Source organism: Sporosarcina koreensis, from assembly GCF_042655825.1.
Classification (GTDB): domain Bacteria; phylum Bacillota; class Bacilli; order Bacillales_A; family Planococcaceae; genus Sporosarcina; species Sporosarcina koreensis.
On the sequence record NZ_JBHSNP010000029.1, the window covers coordinates 257,461 to 274,061 of the forward strand.

Genomic DNA, 16,601 nt, shown 5'->3' on the forward strand with positions numbered 1-16,601 from the left:
CGGCTTTTTTATGTTATCGGTCATTTCCATGGAGTTATCGGTCATTTCTTGAAAGTTATCGATCAATTCAGCGAAGTTATCGGTCACTACCCACAACTTATCGGTCAATTTCACATAGTTATCGTCATTTCGTGACCTTCGACCCTTCCAATTGCGGCTGGCCGAGTTCCCTGTGCTTTTATTCCGTCTAGACTCCGGCGACCAGATGCTCGGGTCATAAGTCAACCATGCTGCACGGCAAAAAGCGCCGCTTCGCATGTCTGCCTTATGCCTGTCGCATCGAGGCAGGCCGCCTCCGCTTTTGTTCAAGCCTCGTCAATCGCATTCATTTCCACTTTTCTATATACTTGTTATATGTGATTTTGTAAGAAGGAGGATTTTTCATGGAACTCGTGAAACCGGATCATCTGCAGGAATTGCTGAATTCCTATGCAAATAAAGACGTTTACATCCATCTTGAAACGACGAATGGCGCGTATGCCGCCCACTTCAAGGAAGGATTTTTCAACGCCGGGGCATTCATCCGGAATGTCGTCGTCAAATATGAGCTTGGCAAGGTGGCAGGGGAATCGCCGCATCGGGTTGGCCTGAAGCTGCCGTCGGGCTGGATTTACGCGCAAGGGATCACCCACTACACAGTCGACGAACATGACCGGCTGCTCATGGCGGGGCTCGATCCGGACGGTAAACTTGCCGTCGCGCTTGAAATAAGCGAAACACCGTTTACATATTAAGCTGTTTGATTGTGAAGGAGGCTTTTCGATGATTAAAGAAGAACGCCACGTACTCGTCATTTTTCCGCACCCTGACGACGAAGCATTCGGCGTATCGGGTACAATTTCCACCTATATCGAAATGGGGGTTCCCGTCACTTACGCCTGTCTGACACTCGGAGAAATGGGTCGGAATCTAGGGAATCCCCCGTTTGCGAACCGTGAAACGCTGCCGCAAATCCGTAAGCGGGAATTGAAAAACGCCGCAGCCGCCATGGGACTGACGGATCTTCGGATGATGGGCTTGCGCGACAAGACGATCGAATTCGAGGATGACGAAAAAATGATCAAGCTTGTCGCCGATTTGATTGAAGATACAAATCCGTCCCTCATCATCACGTTCTACCCTGGACTCGCCGTCCATCCGGACCACGACGCAACAGGACGCGCTGTCGTCAACGCCGTCGGAAGGATGAAGGAATCCGAGCGCCCGACGCTGTACACCATTGCTTTTGCAAATAATACCGCGGAAGTGCTCGGCGCGCCCGACATCCTCCATAACGTCGAAGGCGCAGCGCAAAAAAAGCTCAATACATTGAACGCACACGCTTCCCAAACCGTCTGGATGATGCGCGACATGGAAAAAAGACTGGCGGAGAAAGACCCCGAAGCATTGAAATGGCTGCACGAGGAGAAATTTTTCACATATCGGTTTGAATAATCACAAGCAGCCGCGCCCCGTTGGCAAACGCAAACGGGGCTTTTTCATAGCCCGAACTGATGACTGAAAAGATCGATTTCTTTCCATTGTATTTACAATCGGTTTAAAACCCGATAGTATGTATGATTATACAAGATTACTGATACTTTATTCATAAAGGAGCAAGAAAGAGTTGAAAAAACATCATTTATCCACATGGCTCTACTTTCTAATTCCATCCATACTCGGCATTATCCTCTTCATGATTCCTCTGAAATTCGGGGAAGAATGGAAGGTTCCAATCGCAAAATTTGCGGATATTCTATCCGGCTGGCTCGAACCTGCTATGCCGATGACAGCAATGATCATTATTGTAATCGCGGCGATCGGGTCATTGGTGTATGCATTCATCCCGCGTTCAAGTTCTAAACCTTCCCTACTGGAAGGCTTGTTCAAAGTGACACCGTTTTGGACTGTCACCCGTATAGTCGGAGCTATTTTCGCCATCATGGTCACATTCAAAATCGGACCGGAGGCAATCTGGAACGAAAACACAGGCGGCTTGCTTCTGGCGCCGGATGGCCTTGTTTCATTCTTATTCACGATCTTCCTATTCGCAGGTCTTTTATTGCCATTATTATTGAACTTCGGTCTGTTGGAGTTTTTCGGTACGATGATGGTGAAAGTGATGCGTCCTTTATTCAAACTGCCCGGACGTTCTTCCATCGATGCGCTCGCTTCATGGATCGGCGACGGTACGATCGGCGTCCTGTTGACGAGCAAGCAATATGAGGACGGGCATTACACAGAACGGGAAGCAGCAATCATCGCAACGACATTTTCAGTTGTATCGATTACGTTCTCCCTTGTCATCATCGATACGGTCGGCATGTCGAACTATTTCCTTCCGTTTTACGGGACAGTGCTGTTGACAGGCGTCGTTTTGGCGCTCATCATGCCGCGCATCTATCCGCTCAGAGGCAAGAAAACGCAGTATATCGACGGCCGGGAGTTCACGGGCGAAGAAGAGGAACTGCCTGAAGGGTATAACGTGTTCAGCCACGGACTGGAAAATGCGTTGGATACCGCTCAGAAGAACCGTTCCATCGGCAGAATCTTCACGGACGGCATGCGAAATGTGCTGGATATGTGGATCGGCGTTGCGCCGGTCGTCATGGCATTCGGTACGGTGGCGCTGATGCTGGCTGAATATACAGGCGTCTTCACGTTTTTAGGGAAACCGTTCGAACCGATTTTATCCATGTTGGGCATCCCGGAAGCTGCGGCAGCCGCACAGACGATGGTCGTCGGATTCGCGGACATGTTCCTGCCAGTCATCTTGGCTGACGGCGCAATCACTTCCCCTATTACATTGTTTACGATTGCGACGATTTCGGTCGTTCAGCTCATTTACATGTCCGAGGTCGGCGGTTTGATTCTCGGAACGAAAATCCCTATTAACTTCTTGGATTTGATGATCATTTTCCTATTGCGTACACTCATTGCCCTGCCAATCGTTGCGGGCGTTGCACATTTGTTGTTTTAATGAATAACGAAAAGCCGCTGATCCCTATTCCGGATCAGCGGCCTTTTTCATTTTACGCATTCAATTTCTTTTTCAATTTCTCCAGCATATCCGCTGTCATCGCATCCAAGTCATACGACGCTTTGAATCCCCACTCTGTCACTGCCGCGGATGGATCGATGTGATCCGGCCAGCTGTCTGCAATCGCCTGGCGGACTGGATCGACGTTATACGTCATTTCAAAATTCGGGATATGCTTACGGATCGAAGCCGCGATTTCACCCGGCTCGAAGCACATCGCCGTTACGTTGAACGCATTGCGATGGCTCAGTTTCGCAGGGTCCGCCTCCATGAGGTCGACAATCGCCTGCAAAGCATCCGGCATATACATCATATCCATGCACGTGCCTTCCGCGATGAAGGACTCGTACTTCCCATCCGTGATCGCCTTGTAGTAAATATCCACTGCATAATCGGTCGTTCCGCCGCCCGGTTGCGCTACGTAGGAGATCAACCCCGGGAAGCGTACACCGCGCGTATCGACGCCGAATCGGTGGAAGTAATAATCGCATAACAGCTCGCCCGCGACTTTATTGACACCATACATCGTTGTCGGACGTTGCAATGTATCTTGAGGTGTGTTCATTTTCGGAGTCGAAGGGCCGAATGCACCGATTGAGCTCGGCGTGAAGAAGTGCATGTTGAGCTCGCGAGCAGTTTCAAGCGCATTCATGAGGCCGCCCATGTTAAGATTCCAAGCGAAAAGCGGGTCAGCTTCTGCCCTCGCGGAAAGTAGCGCCGCCATATGCATGATCGTGTCCGCGCCGAAATCCTTCGCCACTTCGTACATCTTCTTGCCATCCGTTACATCGAGGACTTCAAACGGCCCCGCAATTGATTCCGCCGGCTGACGGATGTCTGTTGACAACACATTATCTTCGCCATATTCTTTTTGCAGTTTGCCAATCAATTCAGAACCGATCTGGCCAAGTGCGCCAGTCACCATGATTTTTTTCAATCCTGATTCCTCCTAAAGATCAAATGTATTTATGGAAAGGACATTGTTTTTAAATGATCAAATAAACCCTTTACTAGCAATATAAAAAGATTATATTATGTGTGTCTGTAAAACACAACTGCTATTCCTACCTTCTCATCTTTTCCATTAATTTTTCTGGTATACTATAGAAAAAACATTGAGGTGCAAAATGTTCAGTAAATACGCCAATTTAATCTTAGTTATCATTATCGGCGCCTTGTTGGCAGTCGCCTTATTTTTGTCCGGGCTGCAAATGTGGCTCGTCTTCACGATCGTCATGGTGGTTACGTTCGCTTTGACGATGGGCTATCCTTTCTATATCATTTACAAATCAAGAAGCTTGAAACTGATTGACCGTTATTTAGCCAATCACCGCAGCAAGCCGATTTTCAGCTATGCGTATGCGTTGGCCCATGGAACGGATAAGGAGATTCTCAATTCGCTGGATCGGATCGTAAGGTCATACCCTCATGCAGAAGTGCAAGATGTGTATAATGCCAATCTGCTAGTGTTCAAGAAGGATTGGAAAAGGTTAATCGAAACGTCGAAATCGATGACAACGACGTTCTATCGTGATTATTACGCGGGAATCGGGTATACAATGAGTAATAACAAGGAGAAGTCGTCCGAGGCTTTGTCGAAGGTTCGGACGCCGTGGATGGTCCATTCCCTGAAAGCGATCATCGCTTTGAAGCAGGGACAGAAGGATTCATTCCAAAACGAAGCAGCGCTCGCGACAAGACAAGCAGTCGGCATGCAGCGCTATGTCGTACATCATATGTTGAACCGAATGGCGGAGGGAGTTTTTTCGACCAAGGAGGTGTGAACATTGGACTTCATGGAAGAGGCTTACGTGGAATTAAAGGATGGGAGACGCGGCCTGATCGTTGAAATCCGGCCGAATGAACCGATGCAATACGACGTCGAGCTTCCGAACGGAGAACTGACAACCGTCTTCCACGATGAAGTTGCTAAACAAGTCCACTTGCCGACGAGGTAGTTGAAAACTGGAGCACGCAAAGAAAACCCATCTATTTACGGATGGGTTTTCTTATTGATTGAATTTATCTTAACCTGCGTATTTCACGAATAATTGACCGTTGAGCAATGGGCATTCCAACTGGCCCCTCGCTTCGAGATCCGTCACAATCGCTTCCATATACCACATATTGTTGCCATCAAACGGCGTCAATCTTCTTAACGTCCTGTTCGATAGTTCTTCGAATGAAATGATGCCCGCTTCGCGGATGATCATGAGCATTATTTTTTTGATTTTTTCATATCTGTACTTTACAATCGACGCACCGGCTTTGCCGTTCGATTGCAAAAGTTGGACGCTGTCGTTGTATCGCATATTGCCCCACCTTTTCAACGTGTTCTGCTCTCTATCTATTACCCTTTCCGACTAGAAATAAACCTTATTTTAATAAAAAAGGAGAAGTTCTCGTTCCGCCATGAAAAAACTGCCGCACCGGCATTACGCCGATACGACAGTCCTCTTTCATCCACTTATGAAATAACGCCGAGTTCTTTTCCGACTTTCTCGTAAATCGCGAGTGCTTCGTCGAGCATTTCCTTCGTATGGGAAGCGATCGGCATATTCCGCACGCGGCCTTTGCCCTTCGGAACTGTCGGGAAGACGATCGATTTCGCGTATACGCCTTCTTCGATCAAACGCTTCGAGAACTGCTGTGTCAATTTCTCTTCGCCGATGATGCATGGCGTGATCGGCGTTTCGGAAACACCGATATCGAAGCCCAAACGCTTCAAGCCTTCCTTCAAGTAATTCCCGTTCTCCCATAGCTTATCATACAGCTCGGTCGACTCCGTGATTTTATCCAGCGCGCCCATGATTGCAGCTACATCGCCTGCAGGCAAAGCAGTGGAGAATAAAAACGGACGGGAGCGCACTTTCAACCAGTCGATCAATGCTTGCGTCCCGGCAACATAGCCGCCGACAACGCCGATCGCTTTCGACAATGTGCCGATTTGGAAGTCGATCTCTTTTTCAAGACCGAAATGCTTCACAGTCCCTTTCCCTTTTCCTGTCACGCCAGATCCGTGTGCATCGTCAACATACGTGATCAGGTCGAATTCCTTCGCGATCTCCACGATTTCAGGAAGCTTAGCGATATTTCCGTCCATCGAAAACACGCCGTCTGTAATATACATCAGCTTGCCGTATTGGCCAGACTCCTTCGCCTCTTTCGCTTTTGCGCGCAGATCGTCCATGTCCTGGTGCTTGACGCGGATGATTTTCGCACCCGAAAGTCGGCAGCCATCGATGATTGACGCGTGGTTCAATTCATCTGAAAGAATCGCGTCCTGTTTATTCATGACTGCAGAAATCGCCGCCATATTGCAGTTGAAGCCCGATTGGTAGGAAATCGCCGCTTCTGTCCCTTTGAATTCCGCAAGCTTCTTCTCAAGCTCAATATGAATATCGAGCGTTCCGTTGATCGTCCGGACAGCTCCCGCGCCGACTCCGTATTTTTCCGTAGCTGCGATTGCGAGTTTCTTCAAATCTTCGTCCGTCGCAAGCCCCAGATAGTTGTTCGAGGAAAGATTGATCAATTCTTTTCCGTTAATTTTAATAACCGGACCATTCGGACCTTCCACCGGGTCGATTACGTTATAGAGGCCCTGGTCTCGCAGTTCCTGTAAATTTTCCTGTAAAAATGCATCGAGAACTTTTGACAAAATGATCTTCCTTTCAAACGGTTGATGCCCCCATTTTAGCATAAGCGGGCAAAACACGCAGAAGGAACCGTCTTATACGTCGATCCATTTTGAAAGTTGCTGTACCTTTTCCTCAAAGTTCTTCCGGATGATCGCCTGATCGACGATTTCGCGAAGCCTGTTCTCACTGTGCGCATATGCGTGCATATAGCCTGTAGCGTCCATGATTTTTTCCTTGTACCTGCCACTGATTTCAAGGATTTTCTCTTCCGCTTCCGTATCTTCCGTACACATCGAGACAAGGTCGAGTATTTCATCCAATGGACTCTCGGGTTCGTATTCATGAGGCAAGGTCGCATCGAACAGGCAGACCGATAACTCCGGCAGCAGCAAGATATCAACGCTCGTCGGATCGAGCCCGCACCAGCCGTAGAGCACGTCAATCCCCCGGCGCTCCGCCTCTTTGCCGAGCGTTTTCAGCATGGTCGATTTCCCCGTTCCGGACAATCCTTTCATAAGAATCCGCCTCTTTGTCCAACTCGTGATCGATGGAATGAAATCCCGCGCCCCGCCCGGCGATAATGAACCGGCGATCCGATGCGATACTGTCGATTTCTTATGCAGCTTCATCGTTCCGAATAGCTCCTCTTTCAGCGATTCGGTCATCTGTTCATGTTCATGCCACATCATCCTGACGATATTCACTTTTTCCCAATCGTCGTGGATCCGCAATGCTTCGGACATCGATTGCATCATTTTTGTAAAGACAAGGTTTGATTCCTCTGCTATAGTGGCCATTTCGGTTGCACGGCTTTGCAGTTTTTCCTCGTCGTACGCATCGTAGAAGCTGATGACGTGGTGGCGGCCGCCAATTTCGGTCGGCTCCAGCGCCACAGGATGGGATGCTTGGAGGATGAATAAATTCAGGTCTTTTACAAATATGGCATCCGTATTGTCAGGCTCGACGGGATTGTTGAAGCGATCCACGTCATAGCCCCTTTTGATGAAGTGAGCTGCCGCGTCGTTCAATACTCTGGATATTGCATTTGTCGGCGGAGCTTTTAGAAAAATCGTTTTGTCAGCGGTGGCGATCAATGTGTCGAATTTGTGCGCGACCCCGTTCCCAGTATAGGCTGTCCCCATGTATTCCGTTATTGTCCCGTATATGATGACCATCCTTTCCCAATTGACTACTTGCATTTCTACCATATGCCCAGACAATAAAAAAAAGCACGGCTTGTCTGCCTGTGCTTTCAATCTTTATTAATTTTGAATAAAACTGTTGATTTCCGCTACATGCGGACGCTTTCCGGGGGGGCGGGCGGTGAGCCGCTTCCTTCGCTGCGCTCCGTCCAGGGTCTCACCTGTCCCGCTAATCCCCCAGGAGTCGCCGCCTTGCGCTTCAATCAACGGTACTGCCTGAAATCAATAACATATTTTAATAAAGCTTATTTAATAAACAATACTTCCTCGTCTTCCTCACCCGCAATTTTCAATAGCAGTTTGCGGCATTGTGGCAAGGAGTAGTGGACGATTTGGCCGATGAGGAGGGCGATGATGACTGTGCCGATGCCGACGGGGCCTCCTAATAGCCAACCCGCGACTGCAACGATCACTTCGATCATCGTCCGCACTTTTTTCACGCTAATGCCGAGCTTATCAACGAGGATGAGCATTAGGCTGTCACGCGGACCTGCACCGACATTTGGTGCTACGTAAATGCCGACGCCGTAGGACATGACGACGACACCGAGCGTGAAGATGATCACTTGCCCCGTCATCGTATCGAATTCCGGCAGCAGCCAGTTGAATAAGTCGATGAATAAACCGAGCAATGTCATGTTCAGCCACGTTCCGATTTTCGGCCATTGCTTCAGCACCGCGGAGGTTACCCCAATGATGACCAGGCCCGTGATGATGCTCCACATCCCGATTGTGAGCCCGAAGTTTTTCGTCAGTCCGATATGCAGGACGTCCCACGGGCCGACGCCAAGACGCTGCCCTTTTATCGTCATTGTAATTCCCAGCGACAGGATCATCACGCCGACAAGGAAGAAAATCCATCTCCAGACAAAAATTTTTCTCATTTACATTCTTCTTTCCATGCTACACCTTCAAGGAGAGCCAGTTCTCTGTTTCTCCCATTGTAGCATGTGACAAGAAGGCATGATAGTTGCGATTAGCCTTTGATGATGTCGCCGAAGGATGCTTCTGCGACACGGGCGAGGTCCATCGGGGACAGGATCATCTGCAGTCCCGGCTTCCCTGCGCTGACGACGAACTGCTCCAGCTGTTCAGCGGAAGCGTCAATCACGGTCGGATATTTTTTCTTCATGCCGATCGCCGAACAGCCGCCGCGGACGTACCCCGTCTCTTTCGTCAGGTCTTTCAACGGGAGCATGTCGAGCTTCTTCACACCCGCCGCCTTTGCCGCCTTCTTCAAATCGAGCTCTTCGGCTACCGGAATGATGAAGACGAACAACTCCCTCGGACCAGCGATCGTCACAAGCGTCTTGTACACCGATTCTTCCGCCTGCCCCGTCTTTGCAGCGACCGACACGCCATCCAACTGTCCGTCATCAATATCATATTCCTTCAACTCATACGGCACCTGTTCGTTTTCCAATAGCCGCACCGCATTCGTCTTGGCCGATTTCTTCTGCTTCGCCATAAGCTCACTCCTTTCTCAAATCAAAGAAAGGCCGCCATCTAGCGGCAGCCTTCTTTATCAAGCACTTTTATTAAAGTTCGGCCATTCGGCAATAAACCCGTTGCGCTTCGCCTCCACTTGGACCGAGTAGGCAGAAATCGCCTTCGCAAAGCGTTTTTGTTCCAACAGCACTTCCCGTTCTACATCTGTCGGAAGGTCCATGGATGCCACTTTGAACGCTTCCGCCTTCGCACGGTTCGTTTCCGCCTCCATTTGTGATTGCTCACGCTTTTGGAGGGCGAGCCTCGCTTCCGTTTCCATGATTTTCGCGGAAGCGGTTGCTGCAAGATGCTGGTCCGCGGTCGTCGGTTCCTGAACCGACATCGCTTCCCTGCGGACATCCCGCCATGCATCGATCGTTTCCTCCAATGTTTTTCCGAGAGGAAGGGCGATCTGCTTCACTTGCCCGGCATCCAGCTTCTTGAACTCCCGGCTTTCTTGCGCAACTTCCGGCTCTTTCTTCCCTGTCAGCAATGCTTCCAAGTCATCGAGCATCTTTTGGTTCCGCCCATTGTAATCCGCCTGGCGATGATAGGCTTGTTCCGCATTCCTGCGTCGCACTGCGTCATACCGCTGCATTTGGTCGGCAGCGGATGCGAACGTCATGATGGCATTCATGTCACTCACCTCCCGTTACGTGTCCACTTTCAGTTAGGTGTATTATAGCCATTTATTGCACACCGAAACATCCAGCGAAAGATTCAAAGACTGACTATTCGAAAGGCATTTCCGACCGGTTGTTTATGCCTACTTTTTCGACAGTTTTTCTCTTTTATCGACCATTACAAAGAGAGCAGATTTACAGTTTGCATCACTTATCGAACATTTTTTTCAATGCATCTGCGAGTGCCGTGTTCACAGGCTCTTCCTCCTGCTTTTTCAAATACTTCTGCACGTCACGTTTATCCGCCTTCTTGCCTCCGGATTGAGCACGGCGTTTTTCAAAGGAAGATAGCTTTTCGCGGTGGCCGCATTTGCAGACGAAAATCCTTCCGTCCCCTTCTCCGCGCAGTTCAAGCTTCTTCTTGCAGACCGGGCATCGAGCATTCGTCAACTGGGAAACGTTGCGACGGTGACCGCATTCCCTGTCCTGGCAGACAAGCATCTTGCCGCGTTTGCCGTTCACTTCAAGCAACGGCTTTCCGCAATCCGGGCACATTTTCCCTGTCACATTATCGTGCTTGAATTTCTTATCGTCCGTTTTGATTTCCTTGACGGTCTTCTTCGAGAAGTCCACCATCTCTTTCATGAATGCCTCTTTTTTCATTTTGCCGTTGGCGATCTTTGTCAAGCTTTGCTCCCATTCAGCTGTCAAAGCAGGCGACTTCAAATCTTCCGGAACGAGTTCAAGCAGCTGTCTGCCTTTCGACGTCGTGAAGATGTCATTCCCTCTCTTCTCGATGACGAACGAGCTGAATAGTTTTTCGATGATGTCCGCGCGGGTCGCAACCGTTCCGAGGCCGCCTGTATCGCCAAGTGTCTTGATCAGATCCTTTGATTCGCCCGCCATGAATTGCGCAGGGTTTTCCATTGCCGCGAGCAATGTCCCTTCATTGAAACGTGCGGGCGGTTTTGTCTGCCCTTCCGTCATGACGACGGCGCGGATTTTCACTTCTTCGCCTTTCGTGAAGGCAGGCAAACGATCTGTATCTTCCTCTTCTACATCTGTGGAATAAACCGCCTTCCACCCTTCGTCCGTGACGGTCCTCCCTTTCGCCTTGAAGATTTCTCCTTCAACAGCGAGCTCCGCAGTCACTTGCTCATAACGGAACGGGCCGAAGAAGACGGCAAGGAACCGTTTGACGATCAAATCATAAAGACGCTGCTCCTTGTCGGACAAGTTCTGATAGATCGGCGTCTCCTCCGTCGGGATGATCGCATGGTGATCGGATACGCGCTTGTCGTCAATGACGCCTTTCTGCGGCTTGATTGAATTCGAACGCAATAATACGTTGACCGACTTCCTATACGGTCCGATGTCGACCGCTTTGATACGTTCCTTCAACGTCCCCGCCATGTCCGACGTCAAATGCTTCGAATCGGTCCGCGGATACGTTACCGCTTTATGCCGCTCGTATAGGTTTTGCAACGTTGACAACGTCTCTTTCGCTGACCATGACCAGCGTCGATGCGCTTCCTTCTGCAATTCCGTCAAATCGAATAAAGGAGGGGCCGGCTGCTGCTTCGGCGTCGTCTTCACATCGATCACCTTTCCGGAATGGATCCCGTCAAGCTTTGCTAGCAGCTTTTCGATCGCTTCTTTATTGAACGACTGCGTCTGTCCCGCTTTATCGGACCACGTGAATCTTGCCGTTTCTGTCAACGCCTGCAATCCATAATACGACTTCGGCTTGAATTCGCGGATTTGCCTTTCCCGCTCCGCAATCATGGCGAGTGTCGGCGTCTGGACACGCCCCGTCGATAATTGCGCATTATATTTCACAGTCAGCGCACGCGTCGCATTGATGCCGACGACCCAGTCCGCTTCCGCACGCGCGACCGCCGCTTCATATAGATTTTCGTACTGGCGGCCGTCTTTCAAATTGTTGAAGCCGTCTTTGATCGCTTTATCGGTGACGGATGAAATCCAGAGACGTTTCACCGGCTTACGGTTCTTCGCCATCTCCAAAATCCAGCGGGCGACGAGCTCTCCTTCCCGCCCGGCGTCCGTCGCGATGATGACGTCCTTCACATCATTCCGGCGAAGCTGCGCCTTGACCGCATTGAACTGCTTCGTCGTCTGACGGATCGGCGTCAACTTGAACGGATCCGGAATGATCGGCAAGTATTCCAGCTTCCACTCTTTGTACTCATTGCCGTAGCCTTCCGGATCGGCGTGCGTCACAAGATGCCCGAGCGCCCATGTGACGATATATTTTTGGCCTTCCAAGAAGCCATTACCTTTTTTATTACAGCCGAGCACCCGCGCGATATCTCTTGCAACGGATGGCTTTTCGGCCAACACTACTGATTTGGACATGAATAAATCCCCTTTCTACATACTTTTATTATAAGGGAGAACGCGTTCCGTTGCATTCCTTGTGAAATTGGCTTGCTTTGGGCGCGGGATGATTCGCTTTGGGCGTAGGAACGGCGACTTTGGGCGCCAATCGGTTTGCTTTGGGCGCAGAGTCAGCGACTTTGGACGCGAGACATCTCTCACAAAAAAAGCTGTCGCAGAAAGTCGATATCCGACTTTCCGTGACAGCCCTTCAATATGTTCAGTTCGCGTCCAATACATCTTTCGACAGATCTTGGCTCATCTCTGTATACTTTGCAAACACTCTTGCCAACTCGCGCAGACGGTTATGCACATCTTCGTCGATGATGCGGTTGTCTTGATCGAAATGGCCTGAATGGGTATAGACAAAATTCGGTGTGACGAGACAGCGGAAGTAATCCAAAATCGGCTTCAGCTGAAATTCAGGAACAAGATGATGCTGGTATGTACCGCCGTTCGCAACAATCGAAACCGGTTTGTAGCGCATTGCATGCGGATGAAGCAGATCGAATGCATTTTTCAGCACGCCCGGAATGGAGCCTTGAAAGATCGGCGTCGCGATGATATACGCATCCGCCTCTTCAAACTTCCGGACCATTTTCTGCATGTCCTCGTTATATTGTTCCGACGGACGCCCATCGACGAATTGATGATCATAATCCGCCAGATTCATCCGTTCAATTTGGAAATCTCCACTAGCTTCTTTTACATATTCTTCGACCGTATCAAGCATGGCGCCCGTTTTGCTGCCGATAATGGTCCCGTCCACAAACAAAACTTTCACTGGTCATCCTCCTCAAAGCTGTTTCTACAAAGACAATCGTACCATAACGTTTGGTACGATTGCCTTAAATCGGTCTTATTTAGAGTTTCCGTTCGACTTCGGCGCCTCTCCCGGGATGTCCCGCTTGCCTTCAGATGAATCCTCGGTGAACAACTCTTCCAGTTTTTCATATGGAATATCCGAGTCGCCATTTTCCCCTTCCAGCCGCTCCTTCACACGCTCAATCGTCTTCGCAGGGGAAGAAAGTGCGAGTACTGCATCTCCCGCATTCGCCTGAAGTTCAACGTTCGGCGTAAAGAATTCAATGGAGCCATCGGCACGCAATAGATAAAGCAAGATCGATTTATCATCGCGCTCGCGCAAATATTGCGTATAGCTATATTGCTTTGTGATGAGCGTCTTCCTGATGACGTGCCCGGCATGCATCCGTTCCTCCAGACTGTAGATCGAGATGGACGGGGAAAACAACGTCTGCCCGCCGACGACCGTGAATGCTTCGACATCTTTTCCGACGTGGAAAGCTGTTTGGAATAAATGATCACGCCCGAGATCCGGCTCAAAGTCTGCACAAATATGCGCATTGTACAGATCCGTTTTCGTCATCGCCAGCATATACCTGTAAGGCGTCAAATCGATATGGTATTCGATTTGCTCAGACAAAATATCACCTATATAACTATCCACCCCACGCCTTCTTGCATCCGCAAGCGCAGCCCATGACTGATCGATCAGCAGAACCTCGTTCCCTGTATCTTTGATCGACTGCGCCAATTCAGCGGCAAAACGCGTGCCGCCAATAATGGCGACGCCAGATTCGTCCGTCGTCGTCAAATTCAGCTTTTTGGCAATGAACCCGATTGAAAATCCATGCAGCACGACCGTCGAAAGGACGAGCGCAAACGTCAAAGCGGTAAGCAACTCTGCATCTTTATATCCATTTTCCAGCAATATGCCTGCAAAATAACCCGATACAGTAAGCGCTACGATTCCCCGCGGCGCAATCCAGCCGATCAGCAGTTTTTCACGGACATTCAGATCCGTCCCGATTGTGGAAATCCAGATCGACAACGGTCGGACGACAAAGAGCATTGCCGCCACATATAACATGATTGCTGGATTGAAAATCTCGATCAGGATTTTTGGATCAAGTGAAGCGGTGAGCATGACGAAAATGCCCGAGATAAGCAGTACAGAAATATTTTCTTTGAAATGACGCACATCGGCCAAGGTCGTCAAGCGCATATTCGCCATTTTCATCCCCATCGCTGTGACAGCCAATAAGCCCGTCTCATGCATGATTTCATCCGCAAAAACGAATGTGAACAGCACGACGACGAAAAGGATCGGCGCCTTCAAAAACTCGGGGATGCTTCCCCGCTCAAAAGAATTCCCGATGAACAATGCCGCAAACCATCCGAGAAGGACAGCAAACGCGGAAGCCGCGAAGAACAGCAACAGCGACTTCAATGTCACTTCGGCATTGATGAATTTAATGAACTCGAATGCAAATACCGCGAGCAATGCCCCGAACGGATCTACGACAATCCCTTCCCACTTCAAGATTGCCGCCGGCCGCGGTTTCAACCTCGCCTGTCGTAATAAAGGCAAAATCACTGTTGGCCCTGTTACAATGAACAGCCCTCCAATGATAAAGGCGACTTCCCATGAAAGACCCGCCAAATAATGCGCCGCGAGTGACCCTGCAATCCAGGCGATGAACGCCCCGATTGTGACGATCCTCCCGACAGGCTTGCTGAACCCTTTTATTTCTCTTACGTCCAAATTCAAGCTTCCTTCAAAAAGGATGATCGCGACCGCAAATGTAATGATCGGGCCGAATAGATCTCCCATGCTTTCCTGCGGGTTGATCAATCCGAATACCGGTCCGACGAGCAATCCTGCAAGCGCCATGACGACGATTGCAGGCATCCGGTATTTCCATGCAATCCATTGGGAAAGCATCCCGATCAGAATGACGAGCATCAGGTCAAATAATAAAGAATCGAACAACGGAAACACCCCGTTCCCCTTCAGAATAAATGCTAGTTTACCACATTTCCTTTTTCATTCAACGTATTTGTACATAACTCGTTTTTTCCAAACATAGGGTGAAAAGGAGAGTAGTTTATACACAGGAATAGAAAGGGTGATTCCAATCGAAAACTCAAAGAAGAAAACTGTTGCATTTTACATTTCGCGGTCGGACGGAAAAGGTTCGTACCCCGCAAGGAGAGCATCCGTGCTCGCTCGGGACATCGTAAAAGAAGTGAACGTCCTATTCATCGTCGGTGAAAACTCCCCTTCACCTCCGGATGGCTTCAAATCGATCACAATCGGTAAAAAAGCCAATCTCATACAGACATTGACTCTCATCCGTCCAGACCTCCTCATCCGCGATACAGGCCCTACGGTTTCTGAGGAAGTGGAGAAGATCCGCAGCATCGTCCCTTCCCTATTGCATTTCGACGACTTCGGTGACGGAGGCAGACACGCGGATTTCGTTTTACAGACCCTCATCGAAGAGTCCATCGAGGATCATGCGGAACATATCGTAGTCGACCGCCAGCTCTTCATGGCCGATCCTTCGATGCGGTCGTTTGAAGGATCCGGTTTGAAGAAAAATCCTCCTGGCCCCCTCCCCCATCTTGTCATTTCATTCGGGGAAGAGGATGAAGGGAATTTGACATACCGTGCACTCCGGCATGTTTCCCAGCTGCAGATTCCGTTAAAAGTGACCGTCCTCGTCGGGGAGCGCTATCCGCATGACGTTAGCACACTCCGGATGATGGCGCTCGGAAGGCGCAACACGATCGTCCAGCAGCCGCCATATAATGTGCCGGAAGTTTACGCGACAGCGGATGTCATTTTATGCGCATCCGGCTATATGCCTTATGAAGTCGCCGTCATGGGCATCCCGTGCGTTGTGCTTTCCCAGAATGATTTCGAGCTCGGCCTTGCATTCCCGAAGGAACAGCACGGTTTCGTCCATCTCGGGCTTGGAAGGAAAGTGAAGCAGTCAAATCTGCTGAACGCAATTATGGAACCGTTGCTGCATGAACCGTTGAGAAAACGTTCAATTGAACGCCAACTATCGCTCGGGCTCGGGGACGGAAAGGACAAAGTCGTCGAGACAATCCATTATTTATTGGAAAATCCAAAACGCGGAGCGGGCGGAAAAGCGATGTCCGATATGCTACACTAAGGGAAAACGATTGGGGTTTTCCACATGAATAAACGACAGATCGAATCGGCAATCGCAGAATTGAAAATGGATTACATCAGCTTGCAGGGCGACGTCGAGAAATTGGAGTCGACAGGACACGCGGACTCGGTCCATAAGGCGGAGCAACGCCTAGCCGCGATGGAAGAAAGATTGGCCGAACTGAATCAACAGCTTGCTGAGCTGACAGAATGATAAAAGGCTGCCGACGAACGGGATTCCTGTTCGTG

The 16,601-nt window shown here is 49.7% G+C and carries 17 protein-coding genes; 7 read left to right on the top strand and 10 right to left on the bottom strand.

Going from position 1 to position 16,601, the window contains the following annotated elements; translation table 11 throughout:
• The first annotated feature begins 383 nt into the window (after positions 1-383).
• The 3 genes from ACFPTP_RS17045 to ACFPTP_RS17055 all read left to right on the top strand — a co-directional run bounded on the left by ACFPTP_RS17045 (position 384) and on the right by ACFPTP_RS17055 (position 2,959).
• Positions 384-734 carry a YojF family protein gene (locus ACFPTP_RS17045; protein WP_381447288.1) on the top strand — a complete coding sequence of 117 codons (351 nt, stop codon included), beginning with the start codon at positions 384-386 and terminating at the stop codon, positions 732-734.
• Positions 735-762: 28 nt separating this feature from the next.
• The gene (gene bshB2 / locus ACFPTP_RS17050) at positions 763-1,434 is read left to right on the top strand and encodes a bacillithiol biosynthesis deacetylase BshB2 (RefSeq protein ID WP_381447290.1); all 672 of its coding nucleotides are present in this window, start codon (positions 763-765) and stop codon (positions 1,432-1,434) included.
• A gap of 172 nt (positions 1,435-1,606) precedes the next feature.
• Complete coding sequence (locus ACFPTP_RS17055) at positions 1,607-2,959, top strand: YjiH family protein (RefSeq protein ID WP_381447292.1); 1,353 nt, start codon at positions 1,607-1,609, stop codon at positions 2,957-2,959.
• Positions 2,960-3,011: 52 nt separating this feature from the next.
• Here ACFPTP_RS17055 and ACFPTP_RS17060 read toward each other — a convergent pair whose 3' ends face one another.
• Complete coding sequence (locus tag ACFPTP_RS17060; RefSeq protein WP_381447294.1) at positions 3,012-3,956, bottom strand: L-threonine 3-dehydrogenase; 945 nt, start codon at positions 3,954-3,956, stop codon at positions 3,012-3,014.
• A gap of 190 nt (positions 3,957-4,146) precedes the next feature.
• On the opposite strand from ACFPTP_RS17060, the gene ACFPTP_RS17065 reads away from it, so the two are divergent.
• Positions 4,147-4,803, top strand: coding sequence for a hypothetical protein (locus ACFPTP_RS17065; protein WP_381447297.1), 657 nt, complete (start codon positions 4,147-4,149; stop codon positions 4,801-4,803).
• 3 nt (positions 4,804-4,806) lie between these two features.
• Positions 4,807-4,977 (top strand): hypothetical protein, encoded by a 171-nt coding sequence (locus tag ACFPTP_RS17070; protein ID WP_381447299.1) that lies wholly within the window; start codon positions 4,807-4,809, stop codon positions 4,975-4,977.
• A 69-nt stretch (positions 4,978-5,046) separates the two neighbouring features.
• Here the strand turns inward: ACFPTP_RS17070 and ACFPTP_RS17075 are convergent, their stop codons facing one another.
• The 9 genes from ACFPTP_RS17075 to ACFPTP_RS17115 all read right to left on the bottom strand — a co-directional run bounded on the left by ACFPTP_RS17075 (position 5,047) and on the right by ACFPTP_RS17115 (position 15,161).
• Entirely contained in the window at positions 5,047-5,331 is a 285-nt protein-coding gene (locus tag ACFPTP_RS17075) for a DUF6958 family protein (protein ID WP_381447301.1), read from the bottom strand.
• A gap of 155 nt (positions 5,332-5,486) precedes the next feature.
• Positions 5,487-6,677: a glycine C-acetyltransferase gene (locus tag ACFPTP_RS17080; protein ID WP_381447303.1), complete on the bottom strand. Its 1,191-nt coding sequence runs from the start codon at positions 6,675-6,677 to the stop codon at positions 5,487-5,489.
• Between the two features lie 72 nt (positions 6,678-6,749).
• Positions 6,750-7,856, bottom strand: a complete 1,107-nt coding sequence (locus tag ACFPTP_RS17085) for a hypothetical protein (RefSeq protein WP_381447305.1) — start codon at positions 7,854-7,856, stop codon at positions 6,750-6,752.
• 248 nt (positions 7,857-8,104) lie between these two features.
• Positions 8,105-8,743: a YczE/YyaS/YitT family protein gene (locus tag ACFPTP_RS17090; protein WP_381447307.1), complete on the bottom strand. Its 639-nt coding sequence runs from the start codon at positions 8,741-8,743 to the stop codon at positions 8,105-8,107.
• 92 nt (positions 8,744-8,835) lie between these two features.
• Positions 8,836-9,327, bottom strand: a complete 492-nt coding sequence (gene ybaK, locus ACFPTP_RS17095) for a Cys-tRNA(Pro) deacylase (protein ID WP_381447310.1) — start codon at positions 9,325-9,327, stop codon at positions 8,836-8,838.
• 57 nt (positions 9,328-9,384) lie between these two features.
• Complete coding sequence (locus ACFPTP_RS17100) at positions 9,385-9,984, bottom strand: hypothetical protein (RefSeq protein WP_381447313.1); 600 nt, start codon at positions 9,982-9,984, stop codon at positions 9,385-9,387.
• A gap of 193 nt (positions 9,985-10,177) precedes the next feature.
• Positions 10,178-12,346: a DNA topoisomerase III gene (locus tag ACFPTP_RS17105; protein WP_381447315.1), complete on the bottom strand. Its 2,169-nt coding sequence runs from the start codon at positions 12,344-12,346 to the stop codon at positions 10,178-10,180.
• 241 nt (positions 12,347-12,587) lie between these two features.
• On the bottom strand, positions 12,588-13,151 hold the full coding sequence (locus tag ACFPTP_RS17110) for an NADPH-dependent FMN reductase (protein WP_381447317.1): 564 nt from the start codon (positions 13,149-13,151) through the stop codon (positions 12,588-12,590).
• Positions 13,152-13,226: 75 nt separating this feature from the next.
• Positions 13,227-15,161: a cation:proton antiporter gene (locus ACFPTP_RS17115; RefSeq protein WP_381447319.1), complete on the bottom strand. Its 1,935-nt coding sequence runs from the start codon at positions 15,159-15,161 to the stop codon at positions 13,227-13,229.
• 136 nt (positions 15,162-15,297) lie between these two features.
• On the opposite strand from ACFPTP_RS17115, the gene ACFPTP_RS17120 reads away from it, so the two are divergent.
• Both ACFPTP_RS17120 and ACFPTP_RS17125 read left to right on the top strand, forming a co-directional pair.
• Positions 15,298-16,353: a PseG/SpsG family protein gene (locus ACFPTP_RS17120; protein WP_381447321.1), complete on the top strand. Its 1,056-nt coding sequence runs from the start codon at positions 15,298-15,300 to the stop codon at positions 16,351-16,353.
• A 24-nt stretch (positions 16,354-16,377) separates the two neighbouring features.
• Positions 16,378-16,566: an SE1832 family protein gene (locus tag ACFPTP_RS17125; RefSeq protein ID WP_381447323.1), complete on the top strand. Its 189-nt coding sequence runs from the start codon at positions 16,378-16,380 to the stop codon at positions 16,564-16,566.
• The last annotated feature ends 35 nt before the right edge of the window (positions 16,567-16,601 follow it).

Bases quoted from the DNA above. Each gene is read 5' to 3' on its own strand.
- ACFPTP_RS17045 (WP_381447288.1), top strand. From the start codon at position 384: ATGGAACTCGTGAAACCGGATCATCTGCAGGAATTGCTGAATTCCTAT.
- bshB2 (WP_381447290.1), top strand. From the start codon at position 763: ATGATTAAAGAAGAACGCCACGTACTCGTCATTTTTCCGCACCCTGAC.
- ACFPTP_RS17065 (WP_381447297.1), top strand. From the start codon at position 4,147: ATGTTCAGTAAATACGCCAATTTAATCTTAGTTATCATTATCGGCGCC.
- ACFPTP_RS17075 (WP_381447301.1), bottom strand. From the start codon at position 5,331: ATGCGATACAACGACAGCGTCCAACTTTTGCAATCGAACGGCAAAGCC.
- ACFPTP_RS17085 (WP_381447305.1), bottom strand. From the start codon at position 7,856: ATGCAAGTAGTCAATTGGGAAAGGATGGTCATCATATACGGGACAATA.
- ACFPTP_RS17090 (WP_381447307.1), bottom strand. From the start codon at position 8,743: ATGAGAAAAATTTTTGTCTGGAGATGGATTTTCTTCCTTGTCGGCGTG.
- ybaK (WP_381447310.1), bottom strand. From the start codon at position 9,327: ATGGCGAAGCAGAAGAAATCGGCCAAGACGAATGCGGTGCGGCTATTG.
- ACFPTP_RS17100 (WP_381447313.1), bottom strand. From the start codon at position 9,984: ATGAATGCCATCATGACGTTCGCATCCGCTGCCGACCAAATGCAGCGG.
- ACFPTP_RS17105 (WP_381447315.1), bottom strand. From the start codon at position 12,346: ATGTCCAAATCAGTAGTGTTGGCCGAAAAGCCATCCGTTGCAAGAGAT.
- ACFPTP_RS17125 (WP_381447323.1), top strand. From the start codon at position 16,378: ATGAATAAACGACAGATCGAATCGGCAATCGCAGAATTGAAAATGGAT.